The following is a 19,911-nucleotide window of genomic DNA, read 5'->3' as shown; positions in this document are numbered from 1 at the left end:
GCGTTCGTCGCCGTCGCCTGCGCCAACCTCACCTGCCGGGCTAATGTTCTTGCCTTCGCCGGCGATCGACCTTCCTCATGTTCAGTCCGTCCGGTGCACTGGTGTTTCGCTGCCGGGCGGTTACATGGTCGGGACAGGCGGATCGCGGGCCCTGAGGCAGCGAACCGCTTCCTCTACAGAAGGACGTGTGCCCGTGGCGATGACCCGTGACGATGTGATCAAGGCGCTCTCCGCCGTCACCATCGATGAGAGCGGGACGACGCTGCCGGCCTCCGGTCGGCTCTCGCAGGTCGTGGTCGACCCGACCAACCGAGTCATGTTCTCGATCCTGATCGATCCGAGCGAGGCGACGCGGTTCGAGCCGATCCGGCGCAAGGCGGAAGGGGCGGTGCTCGCCATGGCGGGGGTCTCCGGCGTCTTCGCGAGCCTCACCTCCGAGCGCGGGCCGAACCAGCCGGCTCCCGCGCCGGCTCGTCCCCCATCCCCAGGTCAGGCCGCCGGGCCGCGCACCGGCCCTGCCCTTCCCGGCGTCCGCCACATCGTCGCGGTGGCGTCGGGCAAGGGCGGCGTCGGCAAGTCGACCACCGCGTGCAACCTCGCTCTCGCCCTCTCTGCTCAGGGCCTGAAGGTCGGGCTTCTGGATGCCGACATCTACGGCCCCTCGGTGCCGAAGCTGTTCGGCCTCTCTGGCAAGCCCAAAGTGATCGAGGAGCGCCTGCTCGCGCCCATGGACGGCTACGGCATCAAGGTGATGTCGATCGGTTTCCTGATCGAGCCCGAGACGGCGATGATCTGGCGAGGGCCGATGGTGCAGTCGGCGATCACCCAGATGCTACGCGAGGTCGCCTGGGGCGAACTCGACATCCTCGTCGTGGACATGCCGCCCGGTACAGGCGACGCCCAGCTCACCATGGCCCAGGCAACGCCCCTTTCGGGCGCCGTCATCGTCTCGACGCCACAGGACCTCGCGCTCATCGACGCCCGCCGCGGCGTCACCATGTTCCGCAAGGTCGCGGTGCCGATCCTCGGCGTCATCGAGAACATGGCGACCTTCGTGTGCCCGAATTGCGGCCACAGCTCCCACATCTTCGGCCATGGCGGCGCCCGCGCCGAGGCGGCACGGCTCGACGTGCCGTTCCTCGGCGAGATCCCTCTCAACATGACCATCCGCGAGACCTCCGATGCCGGCCGGCCGGTGGTGGCGGTCGATCCCGACGGACCTCAGGCGCAGATTTACCGGACGATCGCGGCGCAGCTCTGGTCGAACCTCTCGGGTGGCCCCGCGACACGTGCCGCGCCCCGCATCGTCATCGAGTAACTTCATGGCGGAGGTCCTGGGTGTCATCCTGGCTGGTGGCCTCTCGCGCCGGATGGGTGGGGGCGACAAGCCGCTGATGCAACTCGCCGATCGCACTCTGCTCGATTGGGTCCGCGAGCGCTTCGCGCCGCAATGTGGAGCCGGCGTGATCCTCAACGCCAACGGCGATCCGGGGCGGTTCACAGGTTTTCCAGGAGCCATCGTGCCGGACGGAGTACCCGGCCATCCGGGGCCGCTGGCCGGCATCCTGGCTGCCCTGGACCATGCCGCCGCTCACCACCCGGACGTCACCCATGTGGCGAGCGTCACCGGTGACGCGCCGTTCCTGCCCCTCGATCTCGTGGCTCGGCTGAAAGCCGGGCTCGGCCAAGCCCCCATCGCCATGGCGGCTTCCGGCGGTCGTCAGCATTTCACCACGGCCTTGTGGTCGGTCTGCTTGACCGACGACCTGCGGACCGCCCTCGTCGAGCGAGAGGAGCGCCGAGTCGGCTCCTATCTCGCCCGCCATGGCGCCACCGCGGTGGAATGGTCAGCTAAGCCGGTTGACCCGTTCCTCAACGTCAACACGCCGGAGGATCTGGTGCTAGCGGAGGAGCTTATGCCGCTGTCTACTGCATCCGGATAATCGCATCGATTCGTTCAAGCTAAACGCGCTCCCGTCCCTGCAAGAGGTATGAGAGACGCGCGCGCCTGATCGAAGCGACGAAACGGCAGGTCTCAAACGGCCGGTGGCAAGCGGGTGGCAGCGGCCCGATCACGCCAGCGCGGATAGAGGACGCCGATCGCGAGGCCGCCCATCACGAGGAGGGCCGCTCCGATCTTCCAGGCGGGCAGCGACTCCCCGAGCCAGAAAGCGGACGCCCCCATGCCGAAGACCGGCACCAGGAGCGCCATCGGCGTGATCAGGGCGGCGGGGTGCCTCGCCAGGAGCCAGCCCCAGACAGCGTAGCCGAACATCACGTTGCCGACCGCCTGCCACAACACAGTCCCCCAGGTGATGACGTCTGCCCGTGCAAGGCCGTCGCGGATCGCGTCCCAGCCTTCGACGGCAAAGGAGAGGACGAAGAGCGGCGGCGCCGAGAACAGGCTCCCCCATATCACGTAGGGGAGCATGTTGCGGACGCCCCCCGCCTTAGCCACGGTGTTGCCGCTGGCCCAACTCATCGCCGCCAAGGCCACGAGGGCAAGGCCCAGCGGCGTCGTCGTAGCGTCGGTATGGGCAGCGATGACGCCGATCCCGGACGCCGCCAGAGCCAGGGCGGCCCATTGGTAGCCACGCACCCGTTCGCCGGTAAGTGCGATGGAGAGTCCGATCGTGAAGAAGACCTGAAGCTGGATCACCAGGGAGGCGAGGCCCGGCGAGATATGGCCGCTCAGCGCGACGAACAGCAGGCCGAACTGCCCGGTCCCGATCAGCAATCCGTAGGCCGCGAGGTTCGCCCAGGAGACCTGCGGACGCGGCAGAAGCAAGACGCCCGGAAGGGCCGCGAAGAGGAACCGCAGGGCCGCGAAAAGCAGCGGCGGCAGATGGTCGAGGCCGACCCGCATGACCACGAAGTTGGTACCCCAGACCGTCACCACCGCCACGGCGAGGAGGACGTCGCGAAGCGGAAGTGACGCGGCGCTCATCGGGACGCTTTCACGGATCGCCTGGGCCTTGCCGGGCGCTCGTCCCGAACGAAGGGGAGCGCCGGCAAGGGCGCTCCCGAAGAATCAGATCGGCCTCGTTCAGGCCGCAGCGCCGACCGTCGCCTTGACGATCTTGTCCGGCGAGCGCGGCGGCTCGCCCTTGTTGAGGGTGTCGACGACGTCCATCCCTTCGACGACCTTGCCCCAGACCGTGTACTGCTTGTCGAGGAAGCGCGCGTCGTTGAAGCAGATGAAGAATTGCGAGTTGGCCGAATGCGGAAAGTTGGTGCGGGCCATCGAGCAGGTGCCGCGCACGTGAGGCTCGGCATTGAACTCGGCGTTGAGATCGGGAAGCTCGGAGCCGCCCGAGCCCGTTCCGGTCGGATCGCCGGTCTGGGCCATGAAGCCGTCAATGACACGGTGGAACGGCACGCCGTCGTAGAACCCCTGCGCGGCCAGCGTCTTCAGCCGCTCGACATGGTTGGGGGCGAGGTCGGGCCGAAGGCCGATCACGACGCGGCCCTTGGTGGTCTCGAGGGTGATGGTCTCGTTGTCAGCCATGGTCAAACTCCCTGTCCTGCGGGTCCTTGATAGACGAAACGAAGCGCGATGGGGCGCCCCGCGATGGCGCCGCCGAGCGCTGGCGTGATTCTGGCCGGCGTAGAGCGGCGGATGGCGTCGCGAGCGGCTTCGCTGAGCAGCCGGAAGGCTCGGCTGTCGCTGGGCTGCGTTGCGAAGGTGATGCGCGGCTCCCCGATCACCGAGCCGTCGCGTCTCAGGGCGAAGCGCGCCGTGACTTCGGCGCGCTCCAGGCGGGCAAGCCCCGCGGGCGACTTCCAGCAGGAGGCGAGCCTCGCGTAGAGCTCCTTCAACGTATCCGCCGCCCGGCTGTCACCCTGCCGTTCCGCCGGGACCTGGACGGTGCCGCGCAACGTCGTCGGGAGTGAGAGGGTCGGGCCGCGCCCGTAGGTCCACGCCGCGACATCTTCGGCACCGAGCCCTGTCAGCGCGGCCGCCAGGATGGCCCTGACGGCGTGCCGGCCGAGGATCCCTGCGGCTGCCATGCCACTTCCCGGCTATCGCGCTCCCTGAGCGAGCTTCATCGTCAGGATCTTGTCCGGGTTGTCCACGGCACCGCCCGGTGCACCGGGGGCGGCCTTCTTGATCTTGTCGACGACTTCCATTCCCGACGTCACGACGCCCACCACCGTGTACTTGCCGTCGAGGAACGATGCGTCGCCGAGACAGATGAAGAACTGCGAGTTCGCCGAATCCGGCGAGGACGAGCGGGCCATGCCGACGGTGCCGCGCTTGAACGGCGCCTGGGAGAACTCGGCAGGGATGTTGGGCAGGGTGGAGCCGCCGGTGCCGTTGCCCTTGGGATCGCCGGTCTGGGCCATGAAGCCGTCCATGACGCGGTGGAACTTGAGGCCGTCATAGAAGCCCTGGCGGATCAAGGCCTTCAACTGCGCCGCATGCTTGGGGGCGATGTCGGGCCGCAACTCGATGGTCACGCGCCCGTCCTTGGTCTCGAGATAGACGGTGTTCTCACCGGCAGAGAAAGCCGGCAGGGCAGAAAGGCCGAGGCCCATCGCCATAGCGGCGGTGACGATTCGGCGCGTGAACGGGCTGCTGGTCGTCATGTGTCGTTCTCCGGTCTTCTATTGGGTGGTCAGGATTTGCGGAAGCGCGCAGCCAGGCGTTCGGCGACCGCTCCAGGCACGAAGGGCGAGACGTCTCCGCCCATCGCGGCGATCTGGCGTACAAGCGTTGCGGTGATCGGCCGGACTCCCATGGAGGCGGGCAGAAACACCGTTTGCACCTCGGGCGCCATCGTGCCGTTCATGCCGGCGAGCTGCATCTCGTAATCGAGATCGGTGCCGTCGCGGAGCCCACGAATGAACAACGTCGCGCCGTGTCGGCGGGCGGCAGTCACAGCGAGGTCGTCGAAGGTGGTGACCGAAAGCTGGGTGCCCTCCGCTGCCGCCAGCGGCTCGCAGGTGGCTCGCAGAAGCTCCAGCCGCTCCTCCGGAGAGAACAGCGGCGTCTTGCCGGGATGGACGCCCACGGCGATGACCAGACCCTGCACGAGGCGGCAGGCTTGCCGGATCACGTCGAGGTGGCCGTTCGTCACCGGGTCGAAAGAGCCGGCATAGAGCGCGGTGCGGATCATCGAGGGGCGGCGTAGAGCATTTTGGACGGGAACGGAACCACCGCCCGCCCATCATCGCTCAACCTCCGGATCTAAACGAAAAAGAGCGGGCGCCCCGTTGAAGGAGCACCCGCCCTGATCGTTCGATCCCTGGCCGGTTTATTGCACCGGCCGAAGGTCCTAGTAGGAGCCGAACTTGTAGTTGATGCCGGCGCGGGCGATGCTGCCCTCGTTCTGGAACCGGGTGTTGTAGCCGATGCCGGGGCCGCCGACGCTGGCAACCAGAAGGTTGCTGCTGCCGAGGTCGTAACGGAGGTACTCCGCCTTGATCGTCACGGCGCTGGTCTTGAAGAAATTCAGGAACGAGTCGGTGGGGAGCGCGTATTCGACGCCGCCGCCGTAAACGTAGCCGGTCTCCATCTGGTTGCGCTGACCCGAGTAGGTGATCGGCACGCCGGTCTGGAACTGGACACTGTGCGTGACGTCGCCGTAGGCGAAGCCGCCGGTGCCGAAGACGAGGAACCGGTCGAAGGCGTAGCCGACGCGGCCGCGGACGGTGCCGAGGAACGACATCTCGGTACGATAGATGTTGGTCAGGCGGTTCGGGTTGGCGGCCGGGATGAAAATCGAGCGGGTGACGCTGCTGTCGAGATCCGTGTACTGGGCGTCAGCCTCGACACCGACCACCAGGCCGTTGCCCGGGGTGAACTGATAGTTGTAGCCGACCTGGCCGCCGGCGGTGAAGCCTTCGGTCGAGACACGGACGCCCGGCTCGCGCAGGCCGAGATTCACGTTGTTCTGGAGGGCGCCGATGCCGGTGGTGCGAGCGGTGTCGCTCTCGCTGAAGACGTAGCCGGCGTTGATGCCGAAATAGGCGCCGGTCCAGGTGAAGACGGGGACCGGAACGAAGACCGGCGGCGCGGCGCGGCGCGGAAGGTCGGCAGCAGCCGCGGTGCCGGCCATCATGGCGAGGGCAGAGCCGGCGAGGAGGATCTTCTTGAACACGGGGCCGTCCTTCGTGAGGAGGTGTTTCACTGACCCCAGACTTAGCCGTTTCCCGCCGTGGCACCTATGACTTTGCGGCAACACTGAGATTGGAAGAACGATTTCGCACGATTCAGTTTTGCACACGATCGGATGGCGATCGTCATCCGCGATGATTGGTAAAATCCGCGTGAGCGCCGCCCAGATCGGAGCGGCGCTCGCGCTGATCAGGCGATGTCGTCGCCGGTCTCGTCCTCGCCCTCGATGTGCTCGACCGAGACCACGCGTTCCGTTTTCTCGGTGTTGAACACCGTGACCCCCTGCGAGGCACGTCCGACGATGCGGATATCGTCCACGGGCACTCGGATGAGCTGACCGCCATCGGTCACCAGCATGATCTGGTCCGAGGGTTGGACCGGGAAGGAGGCGACAAGATTGCCGTTGCGCGGGTTCACCCGCATGGCGGTGATGCCTTTGCCGCCGCGCCCGGAGGTCCGGTACTCGAACGACGAGGTCCGCTTGCCGTAGCCGCGCTCCGACAGGGTCAGCACGAACTGCTCGGCGGCGCCCATCTCGTTGTAGCGATCGAGGGAGATCGCCGTGGCCTCGGCACTCACCTCTTCCGCCTCGGCGCCGTTGGTGTCTTCGCCGTCGGCTTCGCCGATGACGGCGCGCCGCATCTTGAGGTAGCCGGCCCTCTCCTCCGGCGAAGCCTCGAAGGCGTTGAGGATGGTCATCGAGATGACGCGGTCGTCCTTGGCCAGGCTGATGCCGCGCACGCCGGTCGAATCGCGACCCTTGAAGACGCGGACATCCTCGACGGGGAAGCGAATGCACTGGCCCGCCGCCGTCGTGAGCAGCACGTTCTGGTCGGCGCGGCAGATCTCGACATGGACGATGTGATCGCCCTCATCGAGCTTCATGGCGATCTTGCCGGCGCGGTTCACCTGAACGAAGTCGGACAGCTTGTTGCGCCTGACCGATCCCGAGGCGGTGGCGAACATCACGTCGAGCGTCTCCCACGACGACTCGTCCTCCGGCAGCGGCATGATCGTGGTGATGCGCTCGGTCCCGGCCTCCATCGACAGGATGTTGACCAAGGCCTTGCCGCGGGCGTTCGGGGCCGCCATCGGTAGGCGCCACACCTTCTCCTTGTAGACTTGGCCCTCGTTGGAGAAGAACAGGATCGGCGTGTGGGTGTTGGCGACGAAAAGCCGGGTGACGAAATCCTCGTCGCGCGTCGCCATTCCGGAGCGGCCCTTGCCGCCGCGGCGCTGGGCCCGGTAGGTCGAGAGCGGCACGCGCTTGACGTAGCCGGCATGGGACACGGTGACGACCATGTCCTCGCGCTGGATCAGGTCCTCGTCCTCGACGTTGGAATCCCAGTCGAGGATCACGGTCTTGCGCGGCGTCGCGTAGGCCTCGCTGACCTCCGCGAGCTCATCCTTGACGATGGTCATGATGCGAAGGCGCGAACGCAGGATGTCGAGATAGTCTGCGATTTCGTCGGCGAGCTTCTTCAACTCGTCGCCGATCTCGTCGCGGCCCAGGGCGGTGAGGCGCTGCAGTCTCAGGTCGAGGATGGCGCGGGCCTGGACCTCGGAGAGGCGGTACGTGCCGTCATCGGCGACGCGATGGCGCGGATCGTCGACCAGGGCGATCAGCGGAGCGATGTCCTGTGCCGGCCAATCGCGGCCCATCAGCGCCTCGCGGGCGGTGTTCGGGTCGGGCGAAGTCCGGATCAGGCGGATGACCTCGTCGATATTGGCGACCGCGATGGCAAGACCACACAGCACGTGGGCGCGTTCGCGCGCCTTGCCGAGCATGAACTTGGTACGGCGGGATACGACCTCCTCGCGGAAGTCGACGAAGGCCTGCAGCAGGTCCTTCAGGTTCATCAGTTCGGGGCGGCCGCCGTTGAGCGCAACCATGTTGCAGCCAAACGACGATTGCAGCGGCGTGTAGCGGTAGAGCTGGTTCAGCACGACGTCGGCCATGGCGTCGCGCTTGATCTCGACGACGATGCGCATGCCGTCGCGGTCGGATTCGTCGCGAAGGTCGGAGATCCCCTCGACGCGCTTCTCCTTCACCAACTCGGCGATCTTCTCCATGAGAGTCGCTTTGTTCACCTGATACGGAATCTCGGTGAAGATCAGCGCCTCGCGCTCCTTGCGCAGCTCCTCGACGTGGGACTTCGCCCGCATGACGATCGAGCCGCGGCCGGTGGCATAGGCCTGTCGGGTGCCGGCGCGCCCTAGGATCGAGCCGCCGGTTGGGAAATCAGGACCGGGCACGATCTCGGTCAGCGCCTCGACGTCGAGGCTCGGATCGTCGATGAGGGCGATGCAGGCGTCGATCAGCTCGCCGAGATTGTGCGGCGGGATGTTGGTGGCCATGCCGACCGCGATGCCGCCGGCGCCGTTGACGAGGAGATTCGGGAAGCGCGCCGGAAGGACCTTCGGCTCCTCGCGGGACTCGTCGTAGTTCGGCTGGAAGTCGACGGTGTTCTTGTCGATGTCGGCGAGCAGCGCGTTCGCCGGCTTGGCGAGCCGAGACTCGGTATAGCGCATGGCCGCGGGCGGATCGCCGTCCACCGATCCGAAATTTCCCTGGCCGTCGATGAGCATGAGGCGCATCGAGAAGTCCTGCGCCATGCGGACCAAGGCGTCGTAGATCGATTGGTCGCCGTGCGGGTGGTAGAGACCGATCACGTCGCCGACGATGCGGGCCGACTTGACGTATTTGCGCTCGGGCAGGAACCCGCTCTCGAAGGCCGAGTAGAGGATGCGGCGGTGGACCGGCTTCAAGCCGTCACGCGCATCGGGAAGCGCCCGGCTCACGATCACGCTCATGGCGTAATCGAGGTAGGAGCGCTTCATCTCGTCGGTGATGGAAACGGGGCGGATATCGCTGGCGGGCGGCGTCGCGCCGGCGCCGTTCTCGTCGTTCTCAGCCAAGGTCTTCGATCTCTATCGTGTGCGGGCTCGGCATCCCGCCGCCGAGGTGGCGATCAGGATCTCGCCGTGAGGCGAGGCGAGCGTTTTTGGAAGCCGCCGCCAGGTTGCGATGGCAGGCCTTTATTCCCCTTCAATATAGGCTATCGCCATGGGCGGCGCCACCGCAGCCAGGGCCTTAACCGCGAGGAAAAAGCCGCTCCGGTTCAGAAACTTAGGCGATGTGCTCGTCCCGCTTCCCGCAAGGGACGTTCAGAAATACCAGGCGGCCACGGCCGTGAGGCGTGCCTCGCGGCTGAACACGGGAATGGCGACGAGGGTAGTCAGACCAGCCTCGGCGAGGCTGCGCGAGATCAGAGACGGCTCATGCGAGAAGTCGGTGGTGATCACCGGGAGCCCGGTAAGCAGAATCTTGCCGATCGTTCCGTCCTCCCTGGCGAGGCTGAGGGAGCCGTAGGTTTCCAGCAAGTCGCCCTCGACCTCGCAGAGTCCCGCCTCGTAGATGAGGTGTTCGCCATCGTGCTCCGCCTTCCAGACCTCGAACCGTCTCGCGATCGGCGTGCCGAGCGCCGAGAGGAAGGTCATTACCCAGTCGCGGGTCCGGTCGCCGTGACAGGGCATGCCGAATGCGGTGGTGCGTCCGATTTTGAGCGCCTCCGCCTTGCGCAGGAAACGATGCGAGCCGTAGTGCTCCTTGACGACGATCGGTCGGTCGCGCTCCCAGACCTCTCCCGGCAGGCCCTCGCCTTTGCCGAACTGGATTGCCTTCGAGTTGCGCTCGAAGAATTCTGCATTGCCGTAATAGCCGTCCTGGACCTCCATCGCGCTCGATTGGGCCGGATCGTTGGCCCAGACCTCAATGGCGCCGACCTTCTCGGCATCGTCGGCGCAGAAGAAGGTCACCACCGCGCGCAGGGAGTCGCCGGCGAAGATCGGCAGCGCCAAGCCACAGGTCAGGCCGGCGTCGGCAGCCGCCGCGCCGCGCTTGAAGTAGGAATTCTGCAAATTCTTAAGGACGATCGGCCGGCGCGTCGCCCAGGCCTGACCCGGCAGACCTTCGCCATAGCCGAAAACGGTCTGGTGGCTCTCGGCGTGAAACCCGTGGAGGTCCCCGTAGCTGCCGGTGCCGAACTCCAGCCTCGACCCATCTCGCGATGGAACCCAGACTTCGGTGACGCGGATGAAGGATGCCATGGCGCCTGCTCACTCCCTCGTTTGCCGAGGGGAGAGCAAATTCCAGGCCGGGCCAGCCTCCCGCGACGTAGCCCGGCTCGCGACGATCCTAGAACGGAATGTCGTCGTCGAGGTCGTAGTTCGGCTTTGATCCGCCGCCGGATGTCGGTGCCGGACGACGCTCGCTACCCGAGGAGCGTCCGCCGCCGCCGTAATCGCCACCGCGATCCGAGCCGCCACGTCCGCCACCGCCGTAGTCGCCGCCTCTGCTGATCTGGCCGCCGCTCTCTTCCTCACCCGCGAACTCGCCGCCGCCACCGCGGCCGTCGAGCAGCGTGAGTTCGCCGCGAAAACGCTGAAGCACGACTTCGGTCGTATATTTCTCGACGCCCGACTGGTCGGCCCATTTGCGGGTCTGAAGCTGACCCTCGATATAGACCTTCGAGCCCTTGCGTAGATACTGTTCGGCAACCTTGGCGAGGTTCTCGTTGTAGATCACGACCGAGTGCCACTCGGTCTTCTCCTTGCGCTCGCCCGACATCTTGTCTTTCCAGGACTCGGACGTCGCAATGCGCAGGTTGACGACGGGATCGCCCGAACCGAGTCGGCGCGTCTCGGGATCGCGCCCGAGATTGCCTACCAGGATCACCTTGTTGACGCTGCCGGCCATGCTTCTCTCCTGTCGATCGATCTCACCCGCGGCCACGCCGTGCCGTCGCGACGTGCCTTTCATGGTCCCTGGCGCCGGTCGCCGCAATCGCGAGATGCAGCTTGTCCACGGGACTCGCAGGCTCGCTGCCGACGGCGCTTAAACGCGCGTTTGTTCTACTCTTGTTCTCATTGTCGAGCAAGATCGCTTCTGCTCCGAACTGCCCTTCGTTCAAGAGATCCGGACCAGCATCTTTCCGAAATTGCGGCCCTTGAGGAGCCCGATGAAGGCCCCGGGCGCCTTGTCGAGACCTTCCACGATGTCCTCGCGGTGCTTGACCCGCCCGTCCCTCAGCCACGTCCCGACCTCGCCGAGGAAGGCGGCCTCCTGCTCGGCGAAATCCCACACGATGAAGCCCTGGATGTGCAGGCGCTTCGTCAGCACGGCGCGCATGAGGAGTGGCGACCGGTCCGGGCCGGGCGGAAGGTCGGTGAGGTTGTAGCCCGAGACGAGGCCGCATACCGGGATGCGGGCGAAATCGTTGAGGAGCGGCAGCACCGCCTCGAACACCGCGCCGCCGACATTCTCGAAATAGACGTCGATACCGTTGGGACATGCTTCTGCGAGGGCTCCTGGGAGATCAGCGCCGCGGTGGTCGACCGCCTCGTCGAAGCCGAGCTCGTCGACGAGGTAGGCACATTTATCCGGGCCCCCGGCGATGCCGACGGCACGCGCGCCCTTGAGCTTGGCGATCTGGCCGACGAGCGAGCCGACCGGTCCGGCGGCGGCGGCCACCACCACGGTCTCGCCCGGCTTCGGCCGGCCGATATTGAGGAGGCCGGTATAGGCGGTCATGCCCGGCATGCCGAGGATACCGAGCGCCGTCGAGAGCGGCGCCGCCTCCGGATCGAGCCGGCGCAAGCCCGCCCCGTTCGACACCCACAGGTCCTGCCAGCCGCCGAACCCGGCGACCAACGTGCCCTCAGGAAAATCCGGGTTCTGCGAGGCGACGACCTCGCTCACCGTGCCGCCGACCATGGTCTCGCCGATCTCGACGGGCTTGGCGTAGGATTTCGCTGCGCTCATCCGCCCCCGCATGTAGGGATCGAGGGAGAGGAAGCGGTTGCGCAGCAGCACATCGCCCGCCTTCGGAGTCGGGGCCCGCGTCTCTTCCATCCGGAAATGGGCCGGGCTCGGCTCCCCGTGCGGACGCGAGGCCAGGACGATGCGACGGTTGATGTCGGTCATGGGCACTTTCGGTGGCGGTACACGTTCCCTCGCTCAGAGAACGGGCGCAGGGCGCCCCCGGATCCTTGCATCGGCGCTTCCACGGGAAGGGCCCGGCTGAGGCTTAGAATAAGGGTGACGATGCATCTTCGGATATTGGCGATCGCGACGGCCGGAGCCATGTCGACGGCCTCCAGCGCCACACCCGCCGAACGCGATCCGCTCGCCGTCTATCAGTGGGAGTCGCGCCTCGTCGTCATCTCGGCTCCGGACGCGGGCGATGCCGCGGCCCGGTCGCAGCGGGCCATCCTGGCCTCGGCCAGGTCCGAGGTGACCGGTCGGGACGTCGTCACGGTCGAGGCCTATGGCGACGACGCCAAAGCCGTCGCGATCAGGCGCCGGCTCGGATTGCCGGCCGGATCGTTCAGGGCGGTGCTGGTCGGCAAGGACGGCGAGGCCAAGCTCATCTCGGGCGAGCCGCTCCCGGCATCGACTCTGTTCTCGACCATTGACGCAATGCCGATGAGACGAGGCGAAATGCGTCGCTGACGTTCAGCCCCACAAACGAGAAGGGGCCGCCACCGGCGACCCCCTCGTTTCTTCGATCCGACCCGGATCAGTAGCAGCGCTCGACGAGCACACGGCGATAGCCGTAGGGCGTCCAGCGGGTCCGCGGAACGGTGTAGCACTCGCCGTAGCCGCCGTAGGAAACGGGTGCGTAGCCATGACCGTAACCGTAAGAGGCTGGGGCGTAGCCGTAGCCGTAGCTCGGGTAGTAGCCGCCCCCATAAAGGCCGCCGGCGGCAAGGCCAAGTCCGAGGCCGAGACCCACTGCGCCAATCCCGATGCCACGGCCATATCCAAAGCCGCGTCCGCCATAGAAGCCGCGGCCGCCGTAAAACCCGCCGCGATAGCCACCGAAGCCGGCCGGGCGGAACCCGCCGCGATATCCCCCGAAACCGCCCCGATAGCCGCCGAACCCGGCGTTGCGGAAGCCGCCGCCAAAACCACCGCCGCCAAAGCCACCGCCGTGGAAACCGCCGCCGCGGAAACCGCGGGCATCGGCAGTTGCCGGGATCATCGCCAAGGCGCCGACCATCGCCGCGGAAGCGAGAAGCACTCGTTTCATCACATCATCTCCGAACGACGTTCTCTCCCCCACGGCCGTCAAACGCTCGGGTGTTGTGAACGGTTCATTCACCATTCCGCCTCGCCCCATATCCATCCATGCTCGCCGGTGCAGCCGTGATTGAGCGGATGCGGCGGTCTTGCTATCCCAACCCCCATCTTCGGCGAGGCTTCGTTCGGCCGTGCCGCGTCGCGTTGCCGTCCGCAGCCAGACGGCAGGAGCCAGTCTTGATCTCACACCGAAACAGCCCGTTCGAGAAGGCTCCTCGTTTGAGTGGGAACGTGACAAGGTCCTGGCGCCGCCTCGGCCTGGCTGCCGTCGTCCTGTTCCTCGGACTCGCGCCGCGCGAGGGGTCGGCTGCGACGCCGTGCCGTCCGGTTCAATCCGAGGGCGAGACGTTCACGGTCTGTACCGTGGACCTTCGCCGCGAGCGGGTTCGCCTCTACTGGCTTGGTTCGGACGGGCTGCCCTATTCCTCCTTGTCGAGCCTTGCGGCCAGGCAGGGCGCTCAGCTCGGCTTCGCGATGAATGCCGGCATGTACGACAAGGGCCAGGCACCGGTCGGGCTCTATGTGGAGGAGGGGCGCGAGATGAAGGGCGTCTCGACCGCCAACGGCCCGGGCAATTTCCACCTCAAGCCGAACGGCATCTTCTACGTGAAGGGCGACCGCGCCGGGGTGCTGGAGACCGGGCGCTACCTAAAGGCCAACCCGAAGCCGGATTTCGCGACCCAGTCCGGCCCGATGCTGGTGGTCGACGGCAAGATCCACCCGAAGATCTCGACGGACGGCCCGTCGCAGAAGATCCGCAACGGCGTCGGCGTCCGCGACGAGGGCCGCACCGCGATCTTCGCGATCTCCGAGCGCCCCGTGACCTTCGGGGCCTTCGCCCGGCTGTTCAAGGACGAGCTCGGCTGCCGCAACGCCCTGTTCCTCGACGGCAGCGTCTCGAGCCTCTACGCCCCGAGCCTCGGCCGCTCCGACCTCAGCCGTCCCCTCGGGCCGATGGTGGGCGCGGTCCCGCGCTGAGGAAGCGTCACACCCGCGACACCCTCCGGCCGAAGGCGAGGCTCAGGCGGTTGCGGGCCCGTTCGGGGATCTCGGTCTCGGATTCGATCCGCACCATCGGCATCTCGGCTCCGATCGTGCTCAGGGGCTCGAAGGTGAAGAGCAGGTGGCGCAGGCCGATCTCGAGCGCGGCGACGCCGTCCGATTGCGTCAGGTCCTCGCCGAACACCTCGATGAGCGGCCCGTCCGGGTCGCCCTTCTCGATCTGTATGATGAAGTAGCCGGCCGGCTCCTCCTCGTCGTCAGCGCCGGAGATCAGGCAGATGCCGTTCTCCTCGTCGTAGCGGACCCGGCCTACGGTGAAGGCGGTGATGTCGTCCATGCTCAGCGCTGCCCGTGGCTGGCGTCGCGGAACAGAGCCTTGAACTCCCTCGGCTGGCTCCGGAAATATTGCTTGGGTGCCCGCACCTGCGCGCCGAGTTCGGCCGCCGCATGCCAGGGCCAGCGCGGATCGTACAGGATGGCGCGGGCGAGCGCGATCGCGTCGGCCTTGCCCTCGGCGAGGATCGCCTCGGCCTGGGCTGCCTCGGTGATGAGGCCGACCGCGATGGTGGTCATGCCGGTCTCCGCCTTGATCCGCTCCGCGAAGGGTACCTGGTAGCCGGCCGAGAGTGGAATTGTCTGTGCCGTCGACAGCCCTCCGGTAGAAACGTGGATCGCGGCCGAGCCGCGGCGTTTCAGCTCGCGGGCGAGTTCGACGGTCTCGTCGAGGCTCCAGCCATCCTCGACCCAATCGGTCGCCGAGACCCGCATCCAGACCGGCTTGCCGGCGGGCACGACCTCGCGCACGGCCTCGAAGCATTCGAGCGGGAACCGCATCCGGTTCGCGAGGCTGCCGCCATAGGCATCGGTCCGCTGGTTGGAGAGCGGCGACAGGAATTGGTGCAGCAGGTAGCCGTGCGCTCCGTGAAGCTCGAATCCGTCGATGCCGATCGCGAGCGCACGTGTCGCGGTGGCGACGAAGCCATCGCGGATGCGCTTCAGGCCATCCGCGTCGAGGGCGCGGGGCGGAACCTCGCCTTCGGCGTGTGGGATGGCGGACGGCGCCTCCGTGCGCCAGCCATCCGGTGCGTCCGGGGCGATCTGTGCGCCGCCATCCCAGGGCGCCCTGCTCGATGCCTTCCGGCCGGCATGATTGATCTGGATCGCGATCGGGATCGGCGCATAGCCTCGCACCGCGTCGAGCGTGCGGCCGAGCGCCCGCTCGGTCTCGTCTGAGTAAAGCCCGAGATCGGCCGGCGAGATCCGCCCCTCCGGCGAGACCGCGCTCGCCTCGAGAGTGAGGAGCCCGGCCCCCGACTGGGCGAGCTGCCCGAGATGCATCAGGTGCCAGTCGCCCGCCTGACCGGCATGGGCCGAGTACTGGCACATCGGCGCGACGATGATGCGGTTCTCGAGGACGAGGTCGTCGAGGCGCAGAGGTTCGAACAGGCGTGGCGTCATGCGGGGTTCCATGATGTGCGTATGAGCGTTGTAGGACAAAATAGCCGGTCGTGAGAGGTCCGCCTCTCCCGGAAGTTAAGGCGTTCTACGAGACGAAGGCCGTCGCGATGATCGACACTACATTTCCGAAAAGGATCGACGACAGCGAGACTGTCCCTTGGCTCTCGTCGGCAGCACCCGGCCATCGCGGTCGGCGATCGGCAGCACTCGCCGTTCAAAGAAACGCAATGCCTACGCAGGACACTGCACCTCACGGGTGAGGCATCGGCCTCGACGCGCGAGGCCCGCCCCATGGCCAAGGCTCTTCGGTACTATCTCATCGTCACCGGCGTGCTCGGTCTGCTCGCCGTGGCGGTTCCGAGCCTCGTCATCATCGGGGCGATCGCGCTTATCCTGCCAGGCCTGATCCTCGGATTGATGCCGACCGCCTTCCTCTACGGCGCCCTGTTCGCACTCCTCTGGTATCCGAGCCGTCGCCGTCTCGGCTCCTGGATCGCCTCGCTCACCGGGCTGGCATTCGCGGCCGGCATGGCCGCGGCGTTGCCGCTCCTCGGGAACGCTCGCATCGACGGCGTCGTCGCGCAGGCCCGCGACGGCGACCGGGAACCCCAGACGCCGGCCGTGATCGCCGGGACCCTGCGCATTGAGAGGGAGAGGGGCACGGGCAGTACCGTCGGAATCGGTAATGGGAGAAGGCGGGCCTATGCCTGCGACGATCTCTGCGCCGCTGCCCTCTTCACGCCCGGCGTGACGGCCGTCGTCCTGGCTGCAGCCTTCGACGCGGACGGGGCCCCGGCACGTCGTGCCAAGGACGATGTCACGGCCACCTATCGGCTGACCCCGCAGCTGGCGTCGTCGACCTGCCCTGATCCGATCCTCCCGACCGAGGGGAATGGCGGGGTCGATGCCTGGCCAGAGGCGCCGTCCCTTCGCATCGCCTGGAAGCTCGCCCTCGCCGCCGGAACCTGCCTCATACGGGATCCCCATGACGCGGCACCGCCGATGCCGGATTGGACCCTGCGGCTGACCAAGGGACCACTCCTCAGCGGCTCGGGGGACTGGAGCTTTCGTCCCACGGCCTCCTCCACCCGCGTCATGCTTGCCGACCGAGGAGGGGAGGTCGTGCGCCGGACGGCGGTGACCGCGCGCCGGCTTCAGGTTCCGCTCTGGATCGAACCCAATGGCGGCTTGGAGAATTTCCATTTCGAATGGGCGCGGCGCCACAACACCGAGGGTGCCTACGGGACGCTCGATGTTCTTCGGCGGACGACGAATCTCGGCCTGACGCCTGCCCCAGCGACCATCCAGTCGAGCGCTCTCGACATGCGTGCGACGCTCGTTGCCGCCCTCGACGATCCCGCCGTCCCGGCGGGCGCCGCAGCCTTCAGCCTCGTCCGGCCCCTCTTCGACACGATGGACTCCTTCGGCAAGCGGCCCGATATCCGCCCCGGTGATGCCGCCCTGGTCGCTCGACTGATCGCCGATACCCGCCTTCGCGACTTCTTCGGCATCTACTATCCGATCAAGGCCCTCGGGCCCGATGCGGCGACCCTGCGAGGTCCGATGGTGGCCCGAATCCTCGCCGCCCGCATGCCGGAGGACCGCGAGCCGGCCCGCACGCTCGGGAGGGCTCTGTCGGCGCTGCCGCCCGGGGTGTTTGCTGAGCGTACGGCCGACGAGGCGCTGCTGCTGGCCGATCTGGACCGGCGCCGCTGGGCGGTGGGCCTCGTTCTGCGTCAGGCAGATCGCGGCGGGACCGCTGCGTCGGAACTCGTCCAGATCATCGCCCGGGCCTATGCGCGACCCGTTCCGAAGACCTCAGACCCCGACCGCCTGGACGATGCGAATGCGGCGGCGCAGGCTCTCTGCCTGCTCGGACCCGAAGCAGCGCACGTGCTTCCGGATCTCGAGGCGCTGATAGAGACCGGCACCGTCCCGTTTCGCGTGTCCGGCGAGTGGCAGCTGATGCTGGCGCGCCTCGGCAAGTCCGTCGAGAGCTTCACCGCGCCCGAGAGATATTCGGGAACACAAGAAGCCTTTCAGGAGCGCCTTCGCAGCAGGATCAGACGCTTCCAGCCGAACCATTGCCGCTGACGCGGGTCCGCATCGGCCTTCACCCTCCGATCCCCCTCCCCTTGAGGCTCTCGCCGATCTCCTCGAGGACGGCCGCGTCGTCGATGGTCGGGGGCGTGGTCCAGGTCTCGCCGTCGGCGATCTTCTTCATGGTGCCGCGCAGGATCTTGCCCGAACGCGTCTTCGGCAGGCGCGCCACGGTCAGGGCGAGCTTGAAGGCGGCGACCGGGCCAATGCGATCTCTGATCGAGGCGACGAGTTCGCGCTCGATCTCCGAGGGCTCGCGGGTCACGCCCGATTTCAGAACGACGAAGCCGCAGGGCTGCTCGCCCTTGAGCGCGTCGCGAATGCCGATGACGGCGCATTCGGCCACATCGGGATGGCTCGCCAGCACCGCCTCCATTCCGCCGGTGGAAAGGCGGTGGCCGGCGACGTTGATGATGTCGTCGGTGCGGCCGAGCACCGTGACGTACCCGTCGGCATCGACGATGCCGGCATCGGAGGTGTCGTAATAGCCGGGGAAGGTCGTGAGATAGCTCTGGCGGAAGCGCTCGTCGGAACCCCAAAGCGTCGGCAGGCAGCCGGGCGGCAGCGGGAGCTTCAACGCAATGGTACCCATCGTGTCGGCAGGGAGCGGCTTACCAGCCTCGTCGAGGACGTGGAGGTCGTAACCCGGCATCGGCACACAGGCGCTGCCGTGCTTGACCGGCAACTGGCCGATCCCGACCGGATTGCCGGCGATGGCCCAGCCTGTCTCGGTCTGCCACCAATGGTCGATGACGGGCCGGTTCAGGGCGCGTTCCGCCCAGGCCACCGAATCCGGGTCGGCTCGCTCGCCGGCGAGGAACAGGCTGCGAAAGCCCGTCAGATCGTATGATCCGACGAGTTCGGCCCGCGGGTCTTCCTTCTTCACCGCGCGCAAAGCCGTCGGCGCCGTGAACAGGCAGGCGACGCGATATTCCTGGATCAGGCGCCAGAAGGCGCCGGCATCGGGCGTGCCCACCGGCTTGCCCTCGTAGAGCACCGTCGTGCAGCCATGGAGGAGCGGCGCGTAGACGATGTAGGAATGGCCGACGACCCAGCCGATATCCGAGGCGCAGAAATACACCTCGCCAGGTTTCACGTCGTAGAGGTTGCCCATCGACCAGGCGAGGGCGACGCCATAGCCGCCGGTATCGCGCACCACGCCCTTGGGCTTTCCCGTCGTGCCGGAGGTGTAGAGGATGTAGAGCGGGTCGGTCGCCGAGACCGCGACGCAATCGGCCTTCCGCCCCGCTGCCCGCGCCGCCGACACCGTCTCGGCCCAATCATGGTCGCGGCCCGGAACGAGCTCAGCCTCGCGCTGGGGCCGCTGCAGGATCAGGCAGGCATCGGGCTTGTGCGCCGAGGCGGCGATCGCCGCGTCGAGGAGCGGCTTGTAGGGGACAATGCGGCTCGGCTCGATGCCGCAGGACGCAGCGAGCACGACCTTCGGCGTCGCATCGCTGAACCGCACCGCGAGCTCGTTGGCGGCGAATCCGCCGAACACGACCGAATGCACGGCGCCGAGGCGGGCGCAGGCGAGCATCGCGAACAGGGCCTCGGGCACCATCGGCATGTAGATGACGACGCGATCGCCGCGTTCGACCCCGAGATCGGCGAGCACGCCGGCCAGCGTCGCCACCGCATCGCGCATCGCGGCGTAGCTGATCCGCCGCTTCTCGCCGGCCACGGGCGAATCGTAGAGGATCGCCACCTGCTCGCCGCGCCCGGCGGCGACGTGCCGGTCGACGGCATTGTGGCAGATGTTGAGCCGGCCATCTGGGAACCAGCGGCCATAGGTGCCGGCGTCACGGTCGAAGGCGCGGCTCGGAGCAACCTCCCAATCGATCGCCTCCGCGGCGACGAGCCAGAAGCGCTCGGCGTCGGCGAAGGAGGCGGCGTGGACCGATGCGTAGCGGCTCATCGCCGACGTGGCGTTGTTGTCCGTGGCCATGACGTGCCCTGTGTCCCTATCGGCCAGTCTTTTCCGCCTGTGCCTTGTCCGAAACGATACAGCGGCGTGCGATGGCCTGGGAGATGGCTAAATGGCTAAGCCAAATAAAAACCGCCGCGCTGGAGACCAGCAACGGCG

At 67.2% G+C, this 19,911-nt stretch carries 19 protein-coding genes; 5 read left to right on the top strand and 14 right to left on the bottom strand.

What is annotated here, in order from left to right; all coding sequences use genetic code 11:
- Positions 1–193: 193 nt before the first annotated feature.
- On the top strand, positions 194–1,318 hold the full coding sequence (locus tag K2Y56_RS02625) for an Mrp/NBP35 family ATP-binding protein (RefSeq protein ID WP_292504627.1): 1,125 nt from the start codon (positions 194–196) through the stop codon (positions 1,316–1,318).
- A 4-nt stretch (positions 1,319–1,322) separates the two neighbouring features.
- Positions 1,323–1,943 (top strand): molybdenum cofactor guanylyltransferase MobA, encoded by a 621-nt coding sequence (gene mobA / locus K2Y56_RS02620; protein WP_292504626.1) that lies wholly within the window; start codon positions 1,323–1,325, stop codon positions 1,941–1,943.
- A gap of 92 nt (positions 1,944–2,035) precedes the next feature.
- Here mobA and K2Y56_RS02615 read toward each other — a convergent pair whose 3' ends face one another.
- The 10 genes from K2Y56_RS02615 to K2Y56_RS02570 form a co-directional block, all read right to left on the bottom strand.
- A complete protein-coding gene (locus K2Y56_RS02615; protein WP_292504625.1) occupies positions 2,036–2,947 on the bottom strand; it encodes an EamA family transporter in 912 nt (303 codons plus the stop codon).
- A 99-nt stretch (positions 2,948–3,046) separates the two neighbouring features.
- Complete coding sequence (locus tag K2Y56_RS02610) at positions 3,047–3,508, bottom strand: peptidylprolyl isomerase (RefSeq protein ID WP_292504623.1); 462 nt, start codon at positions 3,506–3,508, stop codon at positions 3,047–3,049.
- Between the two features lie 2 nt (positions 3,509–3,510).
- Positions 3,511–4,011 carry a hypothetical protein gene (locus K2Y56_RS02605; RefSeq protein ID WP_292504620.1) on the bottom strand — a complete coding sequence of 167 codons (501 nt, stop codon included), beginning with the start codon at positions 4,009–4,011 and terminating at the stop codon, positions 3,511–3,513.
- 12 nt (positions 4,012–4,023) lie between these two features.
- Positions 4,024–4,545: a peptidylprolyl isomerase gene (locus K2Y56_RS02600; RefSeq protein WP_292504730.1), complete on the bottom strand. Its 522-nt coding sequence runs from the start codon at positions 4,543–4,545 to the stop codon at positions 4,024–4,026.
- Positions 4,546–4,619: 74 nt separating this feature from the next.
- The gene (gene coaD / locus K2Y56_RS02595) at positions 4,620–5,120 is read right to left on the bottom strand and encodes a pantetheine-phosphate adenylyltransferase (protein WP_292504617.1); all 501 of its coding nucleotides are present in this window, start codon (positions 5,118–5,120) and stop codon (positions 4,620–4,622) included.
- Positions 5,121–5,279: 159 nt separating this feature from the next.
- A complete protein-coding gene (locus tag K2Y56_RS02590; protein ID WP_292504616.1) occupies positions 5,280–6,104 on the bottom strand; it encodes a porin family protein in 825 nt (274 codons plus the stop codon).
- A 206-nt stretch (positions 6,105–6,310) separates the two neighbouring features.
- The gene (gene gyrA / locus K2Y56_RS02585) at positions 6,311–9,040 is read right to left on the bottom strand and encodes a DNA gyrase subunit A (protein ID WP_292504614.1); all 2,730 of its coding nucleotides are present in this window, start codon (positions 9,038–9,040) and stop codon (positions 6,311–6,313) included.
- Between the two features lie 249 nt (positions 9,041–9,289).
- Positions 9,290–10,231 carry a GAF domain-containing protein gene (locus K2Y56_RS02580; protein ID WP_292504611.1) on the bottom strand — a complete coding sequence of 314 codons (942 nt, stop codon included), beginning with the start codon at positions 10,229–10,231 and terminating at the stop codon, positions 9,290–9,292.
- Between the two features lie 88 nt (positions 10,232–10,319).
- On the bottom strand, positions 10,320–10,880 hold the full coding sequence (ssb, locus tag K2Y56_RS02575; protein ID WP_292504609.1) for a single-stranded DNA-binding protein: 561 nt from the start codon (positions 10,878–10,880) through the stop codon (positions 10,320–10,322).
- A 210-nt stretch (positions 10,881–11,090) separates the two neighbouring features.
- Positions 11,091–12,107 carry an NADP-dependent oxidoreductase gene (locus K2Y56_RS02570; protein ID WP_292504606.1) on the bottom strand — a complete coding sequence of 339 codons (1,017 nt, stop codon included), beginning with the start codon at positions 12,105–12,107 and terminating at the stop codon, positions 11,091–11,093.
- 159 nt (positions 12,108–12,266) lie between these two features.
- On the opposite strand from K2Y56_RS02570, the gene K2Y56_RS02565 reads away from it, so the two are divergent.
- A complete protein-coding gene (locus K2Y56_RS02565) occupies positions 12,267–12,635 on the top strand; it encodes a DUF4174 domain-containing protein (RefSeq protein ID WP_292504604.1) in 369 nt (122 codons plus the stop codon).
- Positions 12,636–12,702: 67 nt separating this feature from the next.
- Here K2Y56_RS02565 and K2Y56_RS02560 read toward each other — a convergent pair whose 3' ends face one another.
- Positions 12,703–13,215: a hypothetical protein gene (locus tag K2Y56_RS02560; RefSeq protein ID WP_292504602.1), complete on the bottom strand. Its 513-nt coding sequence runs from the start codon at positions 13,213–13,215 to the stop codon at positions 12,703–12,705.
- 308 nt (positions 13,216–13,523) lie between these two features.
- Between K2Y56_RS02560 and K2Y56_RS02555 the strand changes: the two genes are divergently transcribed.
- Positions 13,524–14,243, top strand: a complete 720-nt coding sequence (locus K2Y56_RS02555) for a phosphodiester glycosidase family protein (protein WP_292504726.1) — start codon at positions 13,524–13,526, stop codon at positions 14,241–14,243.
- Between the two features lie 7 nt (positions 14,244–14,250).
- Here the strand turns inward: K2Y56_RS02555 and K2Y56_RS02550 are convergent, their stop codons facing one another.
- Together K2Y56_RS02550 and K2Y56_RS02545 are read right to left on the bottom strand one after the other, a co-directional pair.
- The gene (locus tag K2Y56_RS02550; protein ID WP_292504600.1) at positions 14,251–14,604 is read right to left on the bottom strand and encodes a hypothetical protein; all 354 of its coding nucleotides are present in this window, start codon (positions 14,602–14,604) and stop codon (positions 14,251–14,253) included.
- 2 nt (positions 14,605–14,606) lie between these two features.
- Positions 14,607–15,725 (bottom strand): NADH:flavin oxidoreductase/NADH oxidase, encoded by a 1,119-nt coding sequence (locus tag K2Y56_RS02545; protein WP_292504597.1) that lies wholly within the window; start codon positions 15,723–15,725, stop codon positions 14,607–14,609.
- 291 nt (positions 15,726–16,016) lie between these two features.
- Here K2Y56_RS02545 and K2Y56_RS02540 point away from each other — a divergent pair, with 291 nt between their 5' ends.
- Positions 16,017–17,819, top strand: a complete 1,803-nt coding sequence (locus K2Y56_RS02540) for a hypothetical protein (RefSeq protein WP_292504596.1) — start codon at positions 16,017–16,019, stop codon at positions 17,817–17,819.
- A gap of 19 nt (positions 17,820–17,838) precedes the next feature.
- On the opposite strand, the gene K2Y56_RS02535 is transcribed toward K2Y56_RS02540, so the two are convergent.
- A complete protein-coding gene (locus K2Y56_RS02535; RefSeq protein ID WP_292504593.1) occupies positions 17,839–19,773 on the bottom strand; it encodes a propionyl-CoA synthetase in 1,935 nt (644 codons plus the stop codon).
- Between the last annotated feature and the right edge of the window lie 138 nt (positions 19,774–19,911).

The sequence above is a fragment of the Methylobacterium sp. genome (assembly GCF_019745455.1).
Lineage (GTDB): Bacteria > Pseudomonadota > Alphaproteobacteria > Rhizobiales > Beijerinckiaceae > Methylobacterium.
This window is presented reverse-complemented; position numbering and strand designations above follow the sequence as displayed.

Bases quoted from the DNA above. Each gene is read 5' to 3' on its own strand.
- mobA (WP_292504626.1), top strand. From the start codon at position 1,323: ATGGCGGAGGTCCTGGGTGTCATCCTGGCTGGTGGCCTCTCGCGCCGG.
- K2Y56_RS02615 (WP_292504625.1), bottom strand. From the start codon at position 2,947: ATGAGCGCCGCGTCACTTCCGCTTCGCGACGTCCTCCTCGCCGTGGCG.
- K2Y56_RS02610 (WP_292504623.1), bottom strand. From the start codon at position 3,508: ATGGCTGACAACGAGACCATCACCCTCGAGACCACCAAGGGCCGCGTC.
- K2Y56_RS02605 (WP_292504620.1), bottom strand. From the start codon at position 4,011: ATGGCAGCCGCAGGGATCCTCGGCCGGCACGCCGTCAGGGCCATCCTG.
- K2Y56_RS02600 (WP_292504730.1), bottom strand. From the start codon at position 4,545: ATGGCGATGGGCCTCGGCCTTTCTGCCCTGCCGGCTTTCTCTGCCGGT.
- coaD (WP_292504617.1), bottom strand. From the start codon at position 5,120: ATGATCCGCACCGCGCTCTATGCCGGCTCTTTCGACCCGGTGACGAAC.
- K2Y56_RS02580 (WP_292504611.1), bottom strand. From the start codon at position 10,231: ATGGCATCCTTCATCCGCGTCACCGAAGTCTGGGTTCCATCGCGAGAT.
- ssb (WP_292504609.1), bottom strand. From the start codon at position 10,880: ATGGCCGGCAGCGTCAACAAGGTGATCCTGGTAGGCAATCTCGGGCGC.
- K2Y56_RS02570 (WP_292504606.1), bottom strand. From the start codon at position 12,107: ATGACCGACATCAACCGTCGCATCGTCCTGGCCTCGCGTCCGCACGGG.
- K2Y56_RS02565 (WP_292504604.1), top strand. From the start codon at position 12,267: ATGTCGACGGCCTCCAGCGCCACACCCGCCGAACGCGATCCGCTCGCC.
- K2Y56_RS02560 (WP_292504602.1), bottom strand. From the start codon at position 13,215: ATGAAACGAGTGCTTCTCGCTTCCGCGGCGATGGTCGGCGCCTTGGCG.
- K2Y56_RS02550 (WP_292504600.1), bottom strand. From the start codon at position 14,604: ATGGACGACATCACCGCCTTCACCGTAGGCCGGGTCCGCTACGACGAG.
- K2Y56_RS02545 (WP_292504597.1), bottom strand. From the start codon at position 15,725: ATGACGCCACGCCTGTTCGAACCTCTGCGCCTCGACGACCTCGTCCTC.
- K2Y56_RS02540 (WP_292504596.1), top strand. From the start codon at position 16,017: ATGGCCAAGGCTCTTCGGTACTATCTCATCGTCACCGGCGTGCTCGGT.
- K2Y56_RS02535 (WP_292504593.1), bottom strand. From the start codon at position 19,773: ATGGCCACGGACAACAACGCCACGTCGGCGATGAGCCGCTACGCATCG.